This is a genomic window from Streptomyces sp. Act143 (assembly GCF_003143935.1).
Classification (GTDB): domain Bacteria; phylum Actinomycetota; class Actinomycetes; order Streptomycetales; family Streptomycetaceae; genus Streptomyces.
This window is the reverse complement of sequence record NZ_QFRX01000001.1, coordinates 5129917-5144943: the sequence shown is the minus strand read 5'-3', so window position 1 is coordinate 5144943 and position 15027 is coordinate 5129917. Positions and strand designations below refer to the sequence as shown.

General features: G+C 71.2%; 16 protein-coding genes. 8 read left to right on the top strand and 8 right to left on the bottom strand.

Annotation, left to right across the window (positions count from 1 at the left end):
- Window positions 1–60: 60 nt before the first annotated feature.
- The 4 genes from DI272_RS23295 to DI272_RS44595 all read left to right on the top strand — a co-directional run bounded on the left by DI272_RS23295 (window position 61) and on the right by DI272_RS44595 (window position 3173).
- Window positions 61–1356 carry a M18 family aminopeptidase gene (locus DI272_RS23295; RefSeq protein WP_109497227.1) on the top strand — a complete coding sequence of 432 codons (1296 nt, stop codon included), beginning with the start codon at window positions 61–63 and terminating at the stop codon, window positions 1354–1356.
- A gap of 58 nt (window positions 1357–1414) precedes the next feature.
- A complete protein-coding gene (locus DI272_RS23290) occupies window positions 1415–1648 on the top strand; it encodes a DUF6458 family protein (protein ID WP_109497226.1) in 234 nt (77 codons plus the stop codon).
- Window positions 1649–1865: 217 nt separating this feature from the next.
- On the top strand, window positions 1866–2972 hold the full coding sequence (locus tag DI272_RS23285; protein ID WP_181387546.1) for a glycosyltransferase family 2 protein: 1107 nt from the start codon (window positions 1866–1868) through the stop codon (window positions 2970–2972).
- 36 nt (window positions 2973–3008) lie between these two features.
- Window positions 3009–3173 (top strand): hypothetical protein, encoded by a 165-nt coding sequence (locus DI272_RS44595; RefSeq protein WP_181387290.1) that lies wholly within the window; start codon window positions 3009–3011, stop codon window positions 3171–3173.
- A gap of 21 nt (window positions 3174–3194) precedes the next feature.
- Here the strand turns inward: DI272_RS44595 and DI272_RS23280 are convergent, their stop codons facing one another.
- Complete coding sequence (locus DI272_RS23280) at window positions 3195–5039, bottom strand: NHL domain-containing thioredoxin family protein (RefSeq protein ID WP_109497224.1); 1845 nt, start codon at window positions 5037–5039, stop codon at window positions 3195–3197.
- 29 nt (window positions 5040–5068) lie between these two features.
- Entirely contained in the window at window positions 5069–5485 is a 417-nt protein-coding gene (locus tag DI272_RS23275; protein ID WP_258314637.1) for a cupin domain-containing protein, read from the bottom strand.
- 52 nt (window positions 5486–5537) lie between these two features.
- Here DI272_RS23275 and DI272_RS23270 point away from each other — a divergent pair, with 52 nt between their 5' ends.
- Window positions 5538–6530, top strand: a complete 993-nt coding sequence (locus tag DI272_RS23270) for a GlxA family transcriptional regulator (protein WP_109497223.1) — start codon at window positions 5538–5540, stop codon at window positions 6528–6530.
- On the top strand, window positions 6527–7027 hold the full coding sequence (locus tag DI272_RS23265) for an LURP-one-related/scramblase family protein (protein WP_109497222.1): 501 nt from the start codon (window positions 6527–6529) through the stop codon (window positions 7025–7027). The genes DI272_RS23270 and DI272_RS23265 overlap by 4 nt, the downstream gene beginning before the upstream one ends.
- A 102-nt stretch (window positions 7028–7129) precedes the next feature.
- On the opposite strand, the gene DI272_RS23260 is transcribed toward DI272_RS23265, so the two are convergent.
- Window positions 7130–7927 (bottom strand): carbon-nitrogen family hydrolase, encoded by a 798-nt coding sequence (locus tag DI272_RS23260; RefSeq protein ID WP_109497221.1) that lies wholly within the window; start codon window positions 7925–7927, stop codon window positions 7130–7132.
- 182 nt (window positions 7928–8109) lie between these two features.
- Between DI272_RS23260 and DI272_RS23255 the strand changes: the two genes are divergently transcribed.
- Window positions 8110–8934, top strand: coding sequence for a maleylpyruvate isomerase family mycothiol-dependent enzyme (locus DI272_RS23255; protein ID WP_109497220.1), 825 nt, complete (start codon window positions 8110–8112; stop codon window positions 8932–8934).
- A gap of 96 nt (window positions 8935–9030) precedes the next feature.
- On the opposite strand, the gene DI272_RS23250 is transcribed toward DI272_RS23255, so the two are convergent.
- Window positions 9031–10326: a nitrate/nitrite transporter gene (locus DI272_RS23250; RefSeq protein WP_109497219.1), complete on the bottom strand. Its 1296-nt coding sequence runs from the start codon at window positions 10324–10326 to the stop codon at window positions 9031–9033.
- Window positions 10323–11006 carry a GntR family transcriptional regulator gene (locus tag DI272_RS23245; protein ID WP_109500990.1) on the bottom strand — a complete coding sequence of 228 codons (684 nt, stop codon included), beginning with the start codon at window positions 11004–11006 and terminating at the stop codon, window positions 10323–10325. Before DI272_RS23245 ends, DI272_RS23250 begins: the two co-directional genes overlap by 4 nt.
- Before the next feature lie 209 nt (window positions 11007–11215).
- Between DI272_RS23245 and DI272_RS23240 the strand changes: the two genes are divergently transcribed.
- The gene (locus tag DI272_RS23240) at window positions 11216–12115 is read left to right on the top strand and encodes a D-alanyl-D-alanine carboxypeptidase family protein (protein WP_109497218.1); all 900 of its coding nucleotides are present in this window, start codon (window positions 11216–11218) and stop codon (window positions 12113–12115) included.
- 57 nt (window positions 12116–12172) lie between these two features.
- Here the strand turns inward: DI272_RS23240 and DI272_RS23235 are convergent, their stop codons facing one another.
- Genes DI272_RS23235 through DI272_RS23225 form a run of 3 tightly spaced genes read right to left on the bottom strand, consistent with a single transcriptional unit; the run spans window position 12173 to window position 14833 of the window.
- Complete coding sequence (locus DI272_RS23235) at window positions 12173–12640, bottom strand: GNAT family N-acetyltransferase (protein ID WP_109497217.1); 468 nt, start codon at window positions 12638–12640, stop codon at window positions 12173–12175.
- On the bottom strand, window positions 12637–13158 hold the full coding sequence (locus DI272_RS23230; protein WP_109497216.1) for a hypothetical protein: 522 nt from the start codon (window positions 13156–13158) through the stop codon (window positions 12637–12639). The genes DI272_RS23235 and DI272_RS23230 overlap by 4 nt, the downstream gene beginning before the upstream one ends.
- Window positions 13159–13201: 43 nt before the next feature.
- Entirely contained in the window at window positions 13202–14833 is a 1632-nt protein-coding gene (locus tag DI272_RS23225; RefSeq protein WP_109497215.1) for a protein kinase, read from the bottom strand.
- Window positions 14834–15027: the final 194 nt, after the last annotated feature.

Here is a 15027-nt window from a genome sequence, read left to right as displayed (position 1 = left end):
TCCCGAGGGCCCGCTTCCACTGCCGGGAGCGGGCCCTCGTACGTCGTTAAGGTGAACCCCATGAGCGAACCCTCCCGCTTCGACCGCGGCCACACCGACGACCTCATGTCCTTCCTGGCGGCGAGTCCGTCGCCGTACCACGCCGTGGCGAACACCGCCGAACGGCTGGAGAAGGCCGGCTTCCGGCAGGTCGCCGAGACGGACGCCTGGGACGGGACGAGCGGCGGCAAGTACGTGCTGCGCGGCGGCGCGATCGTCGCCTGGTACGTGCCCGAGGGTGCCGCGCCGCACACGCCGTTCCGGATCGTCGGCGCGCACACCGACTCCCCGAACCTGCGGGTCAAGCCGCTGCCGGACGCCGGGGCGCACGGCTGGCGGCAGGTCGCCGTGGAGATCTACGGCGGACCGCTGCTGAACTCCTGGCTCGACCGCGACCTGGGCCTCGCGGGCCGGCTGACCCTGCGGGACGGCTCGACGCGGCTCGTGAACGTCGGGCGGCCGCTGCTGCGGGTGCCGCAGCTCGCCATCCACCTGGACCGTTCGGTGTCGGCCGAGGGCCTCAAGCTCGACAAGCAGCGGCACCTGCAGCCCATCTGGGGGCTCGGGAACGACGTCCGCGAGGGCGATCTGATCGCGTTCCTGGAGCAGGAGGAAGGGCTCGCCGCGGGCGAGGTCACCGGCTGGGACCTGATGGTCCACTCCGTCGAGCCGCCCGCCTACCTGGGCCGCGACCAGGAGCTGGTGGCCGGTCCGCGCATGGACAACCTGCTGTCCGTGCACGCCGGGGTGGCCGCGCTGGCCGCGGTGTCCAGCGGCGCCGAGCCGCCGTACATCCCCGTGCTCGCCGCCTTCGACCACGAGGAGAACGGCTCGCAGTCCGACACCGGAGCGGACGGGCCGCTGCTGGGCAGCGTCCTGGAGCGGTCGGTGTTCGCGCGCGGCGGGTCGTACGAGGACCGGGCCAGAGCGTTCGCGGGCACCGTCTGCCTGTCCTCCGACACCGGCCACGCGGTCCACCCCAACTACGCCGAGCGGCACGACCCGACGCACCACCCGCGCGTCAACGGCGGCCCGATCCTCAAGGTCAACGTCAACAACCGCTACGCGACGGACGGTTCGGGGCGGGCGGTGTTCGCCGCCGCCTGCGAGAAGGCGGACGTCCCCTTCCAGTCCTTCGTCTCCAACAACTCCATGCCGTGCGGCACGACCATCGGCCCGATCACCGCGGCCCGGCACGGCATCAAGACCGTGGACATCGGCGTCGCCATCCTGTCGATGCACAGCGCCCGCGAACTGTGCGGCGCGGACGACCCGCATCTGCTGGCCAACGCACTGGTGGCGTTCCTGGAGGGATAGGTTCACCCGGCTGGGTACCCGCCCCTGACGGAAACGTCATGCAGGGGAGGCGACACACATGGGCCTCGGCGGATGCATCATCCTCATCGCCGCGGGAGCCATCCTCACGTTCGCGACCGACTGGGACATGCAGGGGGTCAACCTCGATCTGGTCGGCATCATCCTGATGGTCGTCGGACTGATCGGGGTCAGCACCTTCAGCAGCATCGCGCGGCGCAGGCGGGTCGTGGTGCCGCCCACCACGCCGGTCATCGACGAGGAGGGGCGGACCCGCAGGGAGCCGCCGTACTGACGGCTCGTCATCAAATGGGCGCACAGGAAATATCCAGACAACCGTGAGCAGTCCGTTACACCGGACTGCTTGTCGGGTTGTAGGGATTTCGTGAAGACTTGTGAGGACTCAGGGGCCCGGGGCCTGCGCGGTACCGGGCCCTGTCCTCGCAAGACTTCGCACCAGGGGGCCCGCCGTGCTCGACCTCGCGGCGCCGAGCGGTCCCCGACCGCACCAGATACCCCGCCACGCGGCCCGCCGCGCCCACGCGGCCCCCGAGGAACCGCCGACGCGCCCCCGGCTCGCCGTCCTGATCCCCGCGCACAACGAGGCGGACCGCATCGGCGCCGCCATCGACGGACTGCGCGACCAGACCCGGCGGCCCGACCTCGTCATCGTGGTCTGCGACAACTGCACCGACGACACCGCCGCGACCGCCGTCGCGCACGGCGCGCAGGTGTTCCACACCCAGGGCAACACCCACAAGAAGGCCGGCGCCCTCAACCAGGCCATCGCCTGGATACTGCCCCACCTCGACGACCGCGACCTCCTCCTCGTCCAGGACGCCGACACCGTCCTGGCCCCCTCCTTCGCCGAGACCGCCCTCACCACCTTCAACCGCAAGGTCGGCGCCGTCGGCGGCGTCTTCTACGGCGAGCAGGGCGGCGGACTCCTCGGCCTGCTGCAACGCATGGAGTTCCACCGCTACGCCTGGGAACTGGAGCGCACCGGCGGCAAGGCCCAGGTCCTCACCGGCACCGGCACCATGTTCCGCGCCCGGGTGCTGCGCGAGGTGCGGGCGGCCCGCCGCGCCGGGGTGATCGGCGGCGGCACCGGCTACTACAGCCTCGCCTCGCTGACCGAGGACGACGAGATGACCAAGGCGGTCAAGACCCTCGGCTACCGGGCCATGTCCCCGGCCGGCTGCGCGGTCACCACCGAGGTCATGCCCACCCTCGGCAAACTCTGGCACCAGCGGCTGCGCTGGCAGCGCGGCGCCCTGGAGAACCTGCGCGACTACGGCTGGACCAAGGTCACCGCCCGCTACTTCGCCCAGCAGTTCCTGATGGGTTTCGGCGCGCTGTCGTTCCTGGTCTACCTGACCTACATGGCCGGCTTCACCACGCTGTACGGCTGGCCGGGCTTCTCGCCGTTCTGGACGGCGATCGGCCTGATCTTCGTGGTCGAGAAGACCGTCTCCGTGCGACGGGCCGGCCGGCGGGCCGTCCTGGTCGCCGCCCTGATGGTGCCGGAGATGCTCTACGACCTCTTCCAGCACGCCGTCTACTTCGCCTCGCTGTGGGGGATGTTGCGCCGCAGCGAGGAGAAGTGGGTCGCCACATGATCTCCGACCAGGAGCAGCACGACTAGGAGAAGCACGATGTACGGAAGAGTGATCGGCGCCGGGACCACCGGTGCCTCAGGCGCCACCCTGGCCGCGACCGGCCTGTGGATGAACAGCATGGCGCTGATCGTCACGGCCACCACCCTGGCGGCCGCGGGCGTGGCCCTGTACAAACTGGCACCGCGCCCGCGCCGCCGGTAGCGGAGCCGGGGCCGGCAGGCCCTAGTGCTCCCGCTGGTCAGGGTCCATCCCGGCCAGCACCAGGGGCAGCCGGTCCGTCCCGCCCTCGACGAGGCGGACCGGAACTCCCCAGTCCTGCTGGTGGACATGGCAGGCGGGGTACGCGTTGTCGGGGTCGTCGTCGCAGGACGCGGCCATCGCGGAGACGTGCAGCACGCCTTCCCCGACGGCCGGATCGAGGCGCAGGGTGCGGGAGAGATCGGTGCCCGCGCCCTCTCCTTCGCCGCCGAGCAGCAGCTCCGGCGGGGTGGCGGAGACCAGCAGCCGGGTCGAGGGGCCGTAGCGAAGGTCGAGCTTCTGCCCCGCGGGCGCCTGGAAGATGACGTCCAACCGCAGCTCACCGGGGGTCACTTCGGTGGCGGCCCGCTGGGTGCGGTGGGCGACGGAGGCCACCTTCACCGCCTCCTCCGGCAGCCGCAGCCGGGTCAGCCGGTGCCGGGCGGACTCCACGACCACGATGTCCTCGCCGACGAGCACGGCGTCGCTGGGCTCGCGCAGGTCGGTGGCGAGGGTGGTGACCTCACCGGTCGCCGGGTCGTAGCGGCGCAGGGCGTGGTTGTAGGTGTCGCTGACGGCGACCGAGCCGTCGGGGAGTGCCGTGACGCCCAACGGGTGCTGGAGGAGCGCCTGTTCCGCGGCGCCGTCGCGGTGGCCGAAATCGAACAGCCCGGTTCCGACGGCGGTGCGGACGGCGCCGTCGAGGCCGACCCAGCGCAGGGCGGACGTCTCGGAGTCGGCGAGCCACAGCTTGTCCGGGGTGGCGGCGAGCCCGGAGGGCTGCGCGAACCAGGCCTCGTCGCCGGGCCCGTCGACAAGGCCCTCGTTGGTGGTGCCGGCGGTGACCGCGACCGTGCCGCCCTCGGGGTCGTACGCCCACAGCTGGTGGATGCCGGCCATGGCGATCCACACCTTGCCGTTCCAGTGGGCGACGTCCCAGGGGGAGGAGAGGTTGACCTCGCGCGCGGGCCCCGAGGTGGCGTCGGCCTGCATCCACTGCCGACCGGTGCCCGCGAGGGTGGTCACCTCGCCGGTGACGAGGTCCAGCCGCCGCAGGGCGTGGTTGACGGTGTCGGCGACGACGACGGCCCCCTCCCCCTCGTCGAGGAGCGCGAGCCCCTGCGGCTCGTTGAAGGAGGCGGCCGCGGCGGTACCGTCCTGGAAACCCCGCTTCCCGGACCCGATCCGCCGTACGACGCTCTCCCCGTCCGCCGCCAGCTCGACGAGCTGGTGCCGGGTGGTGTCGCTGACGAGGAAGTTCCCCGAGGGCAGCACGAGCGCCTTGCCCGGGAAGCGCAGCACGGTCGGCTCGGGCTCCGGCGCCACGTACGGGCCGTCCCCGCGCCGCAGCGTCCCCTTGGCCGCGTGCTCGGCCTCCAGCTCCTCCACCAGCCGCTCGATCGCGTGCACATGCCCCTCCCCGGCATGCTGCGCCACGACGTACCCCTCCGGGTCGATGACGACGAGCGTCGGCCAGGCCCGTACCGCGTACTGCTTCCAGGTGGCCAGCTCGGGGTCGTCCAGCACCGGGTGCTCCACCCCGTACCGCTCCACGGCGTCCACGACCGCCGTGTGCTCGGCCTCGTGGACGAACTTGGGCGAGTGCACGCCGATGACGACGACGGTGTCGCGGTGCTTCTCCTCCAGCTCGCGCAGTTCGTCGAGGACGTGGAGGCAGTTGATGCAGCAGAAGGTCCAGAAATCGAGAATGACGATGCGTCCCCGCAGGTCGGCAAGGGTGTACTGCCTCTCGCCTGTGTTCAGCCAGCCGCCCTTGCCGATCAGCTCGGGGGCACGGACACGTACACGGCGGGGCGCGGAGTCGCTCATGGGTCAAGGGTGCCACCCGGCACCGACAGTCACCTCAGCGCGTGCCCGGTCGTCGCGTCCACGTGGTCCGGCACGTCGTCATGGCGGTCGCCGACGGTGAGGGTGCCGGTGGGCTCGATGAGGAGGATGGCGGTGGGGGCGGGGGCGTAGGGCTTGTGCTCGGTGCCGCGGGGGACGGTGAAGACCGATCCCTTCGGCAGGACCACCGTGCGCTCGCCCGCCGGCTCCCGCAGGGATATGTGCAGCTCGCCGTCCAGGACCAGGAAGAACTCGTCGGTGTGGTCGTGGACGTGCCAGACGTGGTCGCCCTCGACCTTGGCGATGCGGACGTCGTAGTCGTTGACGGCGGTGACGATGCGGGGGCTCCACCGGTCGGTGAAGGAGGCGAGGGCGGTGGCGAGGTCGATGGGTTCCATGGCGTCGGGCTCCGTGGTGTCGGGTTCCATGACGTCATCGTCCGGGGTGGCCCCAGCGGTTCACGAGTGCTAGGAATCGCATATGCCGCAAGAATCCTCGCAGCGTCCGCACCGGGTGGTGCTCGTCGTCGACGAGAACTCCAACCCCTTCGAGATGAGCTGCGCCATCGAGATCTTCGGACTCCGGCGGCCCGAACTGGGGCGGACGCTCTACGACTTCTCCCTGTGCGCCGCCGGGCCGCGCACCCGGATGCGGGACGGCTTCTTCACGCTCACCGACGTCGCCGGGCTGGAGGCCGCCGAGGAGGCCGACACCCTGATCGTGCCGAACCGGCCCGACACCGGCACCCCCCGCTCACCACGGGTCCTGGACGCCGTACGCCGGGCACACGCGCGGGGCGCCCGGCTGCTCGGCTTCTGCTCGGGGGCGTTCACCATGGCGGAGGCCGGGCTGCTGGACGGACGGCGGGCGGCCTGCCACTGGATGTGGGCCGACTCCTTCCGCGCCAGGTTCCCGCGGGTACGGCTGGAGCCGGACGTGCTCTTCGTCGACGACGGCGACATCCTCACCGCGTCCGGCAGCGCCTCGGCGCTCGACCTCGGCCTGCATGTCGTACGGCGCGACCACGGCGCCGAGATCGCCAACCACGTGTCCCGGCGCCTGGTCTTCGCTGCCCACCGCGACGGCGGGCAGCGCCAGTTCGTGGAACGGCCGGTGCCCGAGGTGCCGGACGAGTCGCTGGGGCCGCTGCTGGCGTGGGCGCAGGAGCGGCTGGGCGAGCCGCTGACCGTGGCGGACCTCGCGACCCGCGCGGCCGTCTCCCCCGCGACGCTGCACCGCCGCTTCCGGGCCCAGCTGGGGACGACACCGCTGGCCTGGCTGACCGGGGAGCGGGTGGCGCTGGCCTGCCGGCTGATCGAGCGGGGCGAGGAGCGGCTCGACGTCGTGGCCGCGCGGAGCGGGCTCGGCACCGCCGCGAACCTCCGCGCGCGTGTGCGGCGCGAGACCGGGCTCAGTCCGTCGGAGTACCGGCGGCGTTTCGGCCCGGCGTCCGGGGAAGCGGTCATGGCATGAGATTCCTCGTACGCGACCGGCTCCTCGGCTTCGGTGACGACTACTGGATCGAGGACGACCAGGGCAACAAGGTCTTCCTCGTCGACGGCAAGGCCATGCGGCTGCGCGACACCTTCGAGCTGAAGGACACACGCGGGCGCGTCCTCATCGACATCCGCCAGAAGATGTTCGCCCTGCGCGACACGATGCTGATCGAGCGGGACGGCGAGCCCCTGGCCCGCATCACACGCAAACGCCTGTCGCTGCTGCGCAACCATTACCGGGTCACCCTGGCCGACGGCAGCACCGAACTGGACGTCAGCGGCAAGATCCTGGACCGGGAGTTCGCCATCGAGTACGACGAGGAGCTCCTCGCCGTCGTCTCGCGCCGCTGGCTGCACGTCCGGGAGACCTACGGCGTGGACGTCGTACGGGAGGACGCGGACCCGGCGCTGCTGATCGCGGTGGCGGTGTGCGTGATCCACCTGGCGGAGAAGGAACGCGAGGGCCAGGTGTAGTGACCTGAAGCGCTGGGTCAACACACCTGGCCGGGGACCGGCTGCGGCCCGCGCCCGGCTGCGGCCCGCGCCCGGCTGCGGTCCGGGCCCGGCTGCGGCCTGCTACGGCCTGCGCGGCGTCTCCAGGCCCAGCACACGGTCCTTGAGCGCCGGGAACTGCTCGCGGGTCGCCGCGACCTTCCCGGCGTCGAACTCGACCGTCAGGACCTCCTCGCCGGCGCCCGCCTCGGCCAGCACCTCGCCCCACGGATCGACCACGATCGAGTGACCGGCCTGCGGAACTCCCGCGTGCGTCCCGGCCGTTCCACACGCGAGCACGAACGCCTGGTTCTCCACCGCCCGCGCCCGGGCCAGCAGCGTCCAGTGCGCCCGGCGGCGCTCCGGCCAGCCCGCGGGGACGACCAGGGTCTCGGCGCCGGCGTCGACGAGGCCGCGGAAGAGTTCGGGGAAACGGAGGTCGTAGCAGGTGGCCATGCCGAGGGTCGTGTCGGGCAGACGGGCCGTCACCAGGTCCCGGCCCGCGCCCATCAGCACGGCCTCGCCCTTGTCGAAGCCGAAGCGGTGGATCTTGCGGTAGGCGGCGATCAGATCACCGGAGGGGGAGAAGACGAGCGAGGTGTTGTAGAGGGTGCCGTCGTCGGCACGCTCGGGGATCGAGCCCGCGTGCAGCCACACACCCGTGTCGCTGGCGGCCTTCGCCATGGCCTCGTGCGTCGGCCCGTCCACCGGTTCCGCCTCGCTGCCGAACCCCTCGTAGGCGAAGGCGCCGGTGGTCCACAGCTCGGGGAGGACGACGAGATCGGCGCCCGCCTGCGCCCGCACCAGAGAGGCCACCCGCCGTCGACGCGACTCGACCGATTCGCCCTCGTTCACGTCGATCTGGATCAGAGAGGCGCGCACACTACCACCGTCCTGGCATTCGAGCCGTTCACACGGGCCTACGATCGTCACACGAAAGCACTGCCGGGGTGCCTCACAGCAGCGTAACTTAGCGTTTCAACACACCCGCTCAGTGCAGCCACCTCCCGCTGGCAACGCCGCCACCACCTGCCCGTGTACCGACCGCCGAGGGGTCCCGTTCCGTGAGTCTGCATCCCACCCTCCAGCCCTACGCCGACGCCTGGACCCACTCCATCGAAGCGATATCCGAGTTGGTGACGCCGCTCGTGGAGGGAGAGTGGAACCGGCGCACGCCGTGCCCGGGCTGGTCGGTCCGTGACGTGGTCTCCCATGTCATCGGCCTGGACTGCGAGATGCTCGGCGACCCGCGCCCGATCCACACCCTGCCGCGCGACCTGTACCACGTGACGAACGAGCAGCAGCGGTACATGGAGATGCAGGTCGACGTCCGCCGCCACCACACCGCGCCGGAGATGACGTCCGAGCTGGAGTACGTGATCATCCGCCGCAACCGCCAGTTGCGGAACGAGTCGCGCGACCCGCAGGCGAAGGTGCGCGGCCCGTACAGCACCGAACTGACCCTCGAAGCGTCGATGCGGCGGCACGCGTTCGACGTCTGGGTGCACGAGCAGGACCTGCGTGCCGCCCTCGGCCGCCCCGGCAACCTCGACTCGCCCGGCGCGCACATCGCGCGTGACGTCCTGCTCGCCGAACTCCCCGCCGTCGTCGCGGAGAAGGCCGACGCGCCGCGCAGCTCGGCGGTCGTCTTCGACGTCCACGGCCCCATCGAGTTCCTGCGCACGATCCGCGTCGACATCCAGGGCCGCGGCACCCTGGAGACCGCCCCCGCGCTCGGCCCCGCCGCCGCCCTCACCCTGGACTGGGAGACCTACGTCCGCCTGGCCTGCGGGCGGGTGACGCCGGAGGCGGTGGCGGACCGGGTGAAGGCGGAGGGCGATCCGCAGTTGACGGCGTCGATACTGCGGAACTTCGCGGTGACGTCGTAGCAGGACTTTTCCAGCCGACCGAATCGGACGGCGGGTGGGCGAAGGCCGGGGTCCGGGGGCGGAGCCCCCAGGGCCGCCCCCACCGGCGTGCCCCGCTCACGCGGGAACGTGCACCGTCTCCACCCGGCTCGCGACAAGCCGTTCCCGCTCCCTGCGAATCGCCCGCTTCCGCAGCCGCAGGATCTGGCTGACCCCCACCGCCTGGAGCACGAACACCACGGAGAACGCGATCCGGTAATCGTCCCCGGTGGCGTCCAGCAGCACACCGACCGCGAACAGTGTCGTCATCGAGGCGACGAACCCGCCCATGTTGGTGATTCCGGACGCCGTCCCCTGCCGCTCCGGCGGGTTCGCGGGCCGCGCGAAGTCGAAGCCCAGCATCGACGCCGGACCGCACGCCCCCAGCACCACGCACAGCACCACCAGCAGCCACATGGGCGCGTGCTCGCCCGGGTACGCCAGCGTCACCGCCCACAGCAGCGCCGTGGCGCCCACGGTCCCGAGCGCCAGCGGCAGCCGCGCCTCGTGGTGCCGGGCGACGACCTGGCCGTAGACGAGCCCTATGACCATGTTGGACAGCACGACGAGGGTCAGCAGCTCGCCGGCGGTCGCCCGGGACAGGCCCTGGGCCTCGACCAGGAAGGGCAGGCCCCACAGCAGCAGGAACACCATCGCCGGGAACTGGGTCGTGAAGTGCACCCACAGTCCGAGACGTGTCCCCGGCTCCCGCCAGGAGGCGGCGATCTGGCGCCGGACGTAGGCCGCGCCCTGGTGCGGGACGGGCTCGGGTTCGTGGCCCTCGGGGTGGTCCTTGAGGAACAGGACCAGCAGGACCAGCACCAGCACGCCCGCGAGCGCGCTGCCCGCGAAGGCGGCCGTCCAGCCGATGCCGTGCAGCAGCCGGGCCAGCACGAGGGTGGAGACAAGGTTGCCGGCCATGCCGACCAGTCCCGCGAGCTGGGCGACCAGCGGGCCGCGCCGGGCGGGGAACCAGCGGCTGCCGAGCCGCAGGACGCTGATGAACGTCATCGCGTCGCCGCAGCCGAGCAGCGCGCGTGAGGCGAGGGCCATGCCGTACGAGGGGGAGAAGGCGAAGCCCAGTTGCCCGGCGGTGAAGAGGACGACCCCGAGGGTCAGGACCTTCTTGGTGCCGAGGCGGTCGACGAGCAGGCCGACGGGTATCTGCATGCCCGCGTAGACCAGCAGCTGCAGGATCGAGAAGGTCGACAGCGCGGAGGCGTTGACGTGGAAGCGGTCGGCCGCGTCGAGGCCGGCGACGCCGAGGGAGGTGCGGAAGATGACGGCGACGAAGTAGACGGAGACACCGATGCCCCAGACGGCGATCGCGCGCCGGCCGCCGGGCGGGTCGCCGGGCAGGGAGCTCGTCCTCATCGGACCTCACCCCGCGCGAGGTGCGAGAACCACTCGACGTGTCCGTGGATCAGCCCGACCACCGCCTCCGCGTCGCCGGAGCGCAGCGCGTCGAGGATCTGCTCGTGCTCGGTGAGGGTCTTGGTGATGCGGTCCGGGTGGGCGTGCATGACCGCGACACCCATCCGCAGCTGCCGGTCGCGGAGCTGGTCGTAGAGCCGGGAGAGGATCTCGTTGCCCCCGCTGCGGACGATCTCGGCGTGGAAGCAGCGGTCGGTGACGGCGGCGCCCGCCAGGTCCCCGGCGGCGGCCTGCTCCTTCTGCCGCGCGAGCAGTTCCTCGAGCCGGGCGATGAGCTGCGGGGACGCCGGTACGGCCTTGCGCGCGGCGTGTTCCTCGACCAGCTGCCGGGTCTCCACCACGTCCGCGATCTCCTGCGCGGAGACGGGCAGGACCATCGCGCCCTTCTTGGGGTAGAGCTTGATCAGCCCTTCGACCTCGAGGCGCAGCAGCGCCTCGCGCACGGGCGTGCGCGACACCCCGACGGCCTCGGCGAGCTCGCCCTCGGTGAGCAGGGTCCCGCCCTCGTAGCGGCGCTCCAGGACGCCCTGTTTGACGTGGGTGTAGACGCGGTCGGCTGCGGGTGGCTGCTTGGCGGTGGCGGGGGGCCGGTCGGTGGCTGCGGGTGGGGCGGAAGGCATGCGCACAGCATAGATACAACACGTACGCATGAGGGGTCCCGTTTCACGATGCGGACCACGGGAGCCCCTCGCGCAAAAAAGGCAACACCCGCCCCGGATGCCGCACAACCTTCTGTGCTACTTACGTGTCTCACACATGCGGCCCCACCGTCTTTCCCCTTCAACTCGGCCGCACCACAGGTGAATTCGACGTATTCGGGGTATTTCAGTTGATTACCGCCACCAAGGGCCTCCGTGTCCGCAGAGCCGCTGCTGTCGCCCTCACGGCCGGCGCGATGCTCGCCACCGGGGCTCTCACCGCGGCGCCGGCGCAGGCCGTCACCACGCCCACCATCACGGCCAAGGGCGGGTTCTTGATGAACAGCGCCACCGGCAAGACCCTCTTCACCAAGTCGGCCGACACCAAGCGGCTGACCGCCTCCACGACCAAGATCATGACCGCGAAGGTCGTGCTCACGCAGACGAACCTGAACCTGGACGCCAAGGTCACGATCAAGAAGGCCTACAGCGACTACATCGTCTCCAAGGGCGCCTCGTCGGCCCACCTGATCGTCGGTGACAAGGTCACCGTCCGTCAGCTGCTGTACGGGATGATGCTGCCGTCCGGCTGCGACGCCGCGATGGCGCTGGCCGACAAGTTCGGCTCCGGCACGACGGTCGCGGCCCGCACCAAGAACTTCATCGCCAAGATGAACAAGAAGGCCGCCGACCTGGGCATGACGAACACGCACTTCGACTCGTTCGACGGCATCAGCAACGGCTCCAACTACTCGACGCCGCGCGACCTGACGAAGCTCGCCCGCAGCACCATGAAGAGCTCCACCTTCAAGTCCGTCGTGAAGACCAAGTCGTACACGGCGAAGACGATCACCAGCTCCGGCTCCACGCGCACGATGGCGGCGTGGAAGAACACCAACACCCTGCTGGGCTGGAACGGCACGCTGGGCGTCAAGACCGGCTCCGGCACCGACGCCAAGTACTGCCTGGTCTTCGCCGCCACGTACAACGGCGAGTCGGTGATGGGCGCGGTCCTGACGGCGTCCTCCGCGGACAACCGCACGGCGGACGTGAAGAAGCTCATCAACTACGGCTACGCGAAGATCAGCTGACGTAGCGAAGCGGTGGGGGAAGGGGCCTGCGGCGGCGGGCCCCTTTCTCATGGCCGCTCAGCCGGCCGGCCAGAAGAACCGCCGCTTCTCCTTCGAGGTGGCCCCGATCCGCCCGTAGAAGCGAATCGCCCCCTCGTTCCACAAGGGCGTCTGCCACTGCACATGCCCGAGCCCCAGCCGCCGCGCCTCCCCCCGCACGGCCTCCATGAGCTTCTCCCCGAGGCCGAGCCCGCGATGCCCGTCCCGCAGGAACAGGCAGTCCATGTGGAGGTACTCGGCCCCGTCCCAGGTGGAGACCTCGGCGGAACAGGTGGCGTACCCGACGACGGGCCCGCCGTCCCCCACCTCGGCGACGAGACAGATCAGCCGGGGCTCGGGAGCCCCGAACAGCAGCGGCTCCAGCCGCCCGGCGAGCCCCTCGGCGGGCGGGTCGGCCTTCTCGTACACGGCATGCTCACCGATCAGCGCGATCAGCTCCGGCAGGTCCTCGACCCGCGCCCGCCGCACCCCGGCAGGACCCGTCATCGGACCTCCCCCTCCAGTACGTCCGCGCCCCACGCCGTGAGGCGGTCCGCCAACTCCCCGGTGCCGTCCAGCACATGCGTGACGAAGGCGTCCCGCTCGTGGGCGAGCACGCCCGCCTCCCACACGCACGGGGCCAGCCCCTGCCGCCCCGGGCGCAGTTCCTCCGGCCGGTCCACCGGCCCGGCGAAGACCGCGAGGTCGGACATGTGTCCCTCGATCCACGTGTGGACCAGCAGATAGTCCCCGTCCCCACCCGCGTGCGCCAGCACCACGGCCAGCCCGAGCGAGCCCCGCAGCCGGGCCGAGGCGAGATGGGCCCCGGCGATGCGCAGCGCGGCCTCCCCGTCCATGACGGCCCGTCCGGGTGCCTGGATGCCGTACACCTTCACCAGGTGCCCGGCGACCTCCCGCGTCCCGAGCGGGGTCACGGCACGGGCGTGATGGCCCCCTGCCAGGTCCGCCAGCCCTGAGACGTCCACGGCCGCCGGTACCGGCGCGACTGTTCCAAGATCGGTCATACCGCCATGATGCCCCGCGGCACGGCCCGGCCGCGGGGGTCCGTCAGGACGGGTTGCCGGTGGAGATGTCGAACTGGATGTCCACGTCCTTCGGGTCGACATCCGTACCGGCCTTGGGGGACTGCCGGATCACGGTGCCCTCGCCCCACGTGCTCTCGTCCACGGGGGTCTTGTCGTAGTGCCAGCCGGCGGCCTTCAGGCAGGACAGGACCGAGTCCCAGCTCTTGTAGGCGAAGTCCGGGACCTGGATCTTGTCCGGGTCGTTGTACGACTCCTGCGGGTCGGTGCACTCGCTCGTCTCGACCGTCCGGTTCGGGTCGCCGGAGCGGTATCCCGACGGATGCGACGAGGCGGACGTGCTCGCGCCGTCACTGCCCTTGGCGTCGTCGTCCGTGCCGCCGCCGCTCAGGGTCAGGGCCGCGATGAGGCCGCCGACCGCGACGACGGAGACGATGATCGAGCCGAGGACGACCGGCCGGTTGCTCTTGCCGCCGCCGGACGAAGGCGCGGAGGCCTGCTGGGGCGTGAGGTTGTACGGCGGCGGGGTGTTCGGCGTGTACGCGTTCGGCGCCGGCGTCTGGTAGCCGCCCTGCTGCGGGTAGCCGTACGCCGGGGCGGGCGCCGGGGTCGGGGTCGGGGTGCCGTACGGGTTCGGCGTGGGGGCCGGCTGGTACGGGGTCTGGACGTTGTTGGTGGGCGGCGGGGGCGTCTGGCCGACCGGCGGGAAGACGGCCGAGCCGACTCCCGCACCGCTGGCGGTCTGCGCGCCGGGGACGATGCTGGGCGGCGCCGCCTGGAAGGAGGCCGCCACGCGCAGGCACTCGTCGCGCATGGCCTCGGCGCTCGGGAAGCGTTCGTTCGGGTTCTTCTTCAGGGCGCGGGCGACCAGCGCGTCCACGGCCGGCGGCAGCGATCTGTTGATCGACGAGGGCGCGGCCGGCTCTTCCTGGACATGCGCGTACGCGATCGCCAGCGGCGAGTCCGCCTCGAACGGCAGCCGCCCGGTGACCAGTTGGAACAGCATGATGCCGACCGAGTAGAGGTCGGAACGGGCGTCCACGCCACGGCCGAGGGCCTGCTCGGGGGAGAGGTACTGCGGGGTGCCGACGACCATGCCGGTCTGCGTCATCGACGTCACGCCCGACTGCATGGCGCGCGCGATGCCGAAGTCCATCACCTTGACCACACCGCGCTTGGTCATCATGACGTTGCCCGGCTTGATGTCGCGGTGCACCAGCCCCATCTCGTGGCTGATCTCCAGCGCCGCGAGGACGTCGGCGGTGATCTTCAGCGCCTTGTCGGCGGGCATCGCGCCGAACTGCCGTACGTCCTCGTCGAGCACCGAGCCGAGCGGGCGGCCCTCGACGTACTCCATGACGATGTACGGCATCGTCGAGCCGTCGAGGGCGTCCTCGCCGGTGTCGAAGACCGAGACGATATTGGTGTGCGTGAGCTTGGCCACGGCCTGCGCCTCGCGGCGGAACCGCTCGCGGAAGGCCTGCTCACGGCCCAGCTCGGTGTGCAGGGTCTTGATCGCGACGGGGCGGTCGAGCATGGTGTCGTGCGCGAGGTGCACCGAGGCCATGCCGCCTTCGCCGAGCAAGTCGCGCAGCTGATAGCGGTTGTTGGCGAGTGCCCGCCCCGCGTACCGGCCCTGTGCGCCGTCCTGGCTCATGTTCTGCGTCCCCCATCGGCCTTCAGGCGCCGGCCCGACTGTCGTTGATCGAATCGTCGTTGATCGAATGGCTCATTCCCGGCCAAGTCTGCCCCACCCCACTGACAGGTCAAGCCGGGTGCCCGTTCCGTGACCGTACGCGAAAGAAGCGTCGCGGAAGCGTTACAGGGGCCGTACGGCCAGTACACAGAATT

Coding starts and splice junctions, on each gene's coding strand:
- DI272_RS23265 (WP_109497222.1), top strand. CDS start 6,527: ATGAGATTCCTCGTACGCGACCGGCTCCTCGGCTTCGGTGACGACTAC.
- DI272_RS23270 (WP_109497223.1), top strand. CDS start 5,538: ATGCCGCAAGAATCCTCGCAGCGTCCGCACCGGGTGGTGCTCGTCGTC.
- DI272_RS23250 (WP_109497219.1), bottom strand. CDS start 10,326: ATGAGGACGAGCTCCCTGCCCGGCGACCCGCCCGGCGGCCGGCGCGCG.
- DI272_RS44595 (WP_181387290.1), top strand. CDS start 3,009: ATGTACGGAAGAGTGATCGGCGCCGGGACCACCGGTGCCTCAGGCGCC.
- DI272_RS23275 (WP_258314637.1), bottom strand. CDS start 5,485: ATGGAACCCGACACCACGGAGCCCGACGCCATGGAACCCATCGACCTC.
- DI272_RS23295 (WP_109497227.1), top strand. CDS start 61: ATGAGCGAACCCTCCCGCTTCGACCGCGGCCACACCGACGACCTCATG.
- DI272_RS23290 (WP_109497226.1), top strand. CDS start 1,415: ATGGGCCTCGGCGGATGCATCATCCTCATCGCCGCGGGAGCCATCCTC.
- DI272_RS23280 (WP_109497224.1), bottom strand. CDS start 5,039: ATGAGCGACTCCGCGCCCCGCCGTGTACGTGTCCGTGCCCCCGAGCTG.
- DI272_RS23245 (WP_109500990.1), bottom strand. CDS start 11,006: ATGCCTTCCGCCCCACCCGCAGCCACCGACCGGCCCCCCGCCACCGCC.
- DI272_RS23235 (WP_109497217.1), bottom strand. CDS start 12,640: ATGACGGGTCCTGCCGGGGTGCGGCGGGCGCGGGTCGAGGACCTGCCG.
- DI272_RS23225 (WP_109497215.1), bottom strand. CDS start 14,833: ATGAGCCAGGACGGCGCACAGGGCCGGTACGCGGGGCGGGCACTCGCC.
- DI272_RS23230 (WP_109497216.1), bottom strand. CDS start 13,158: ATGACCGATCTTGGAACAGTCGCGCCGGTACCGGCGGCCGTGGACGTC.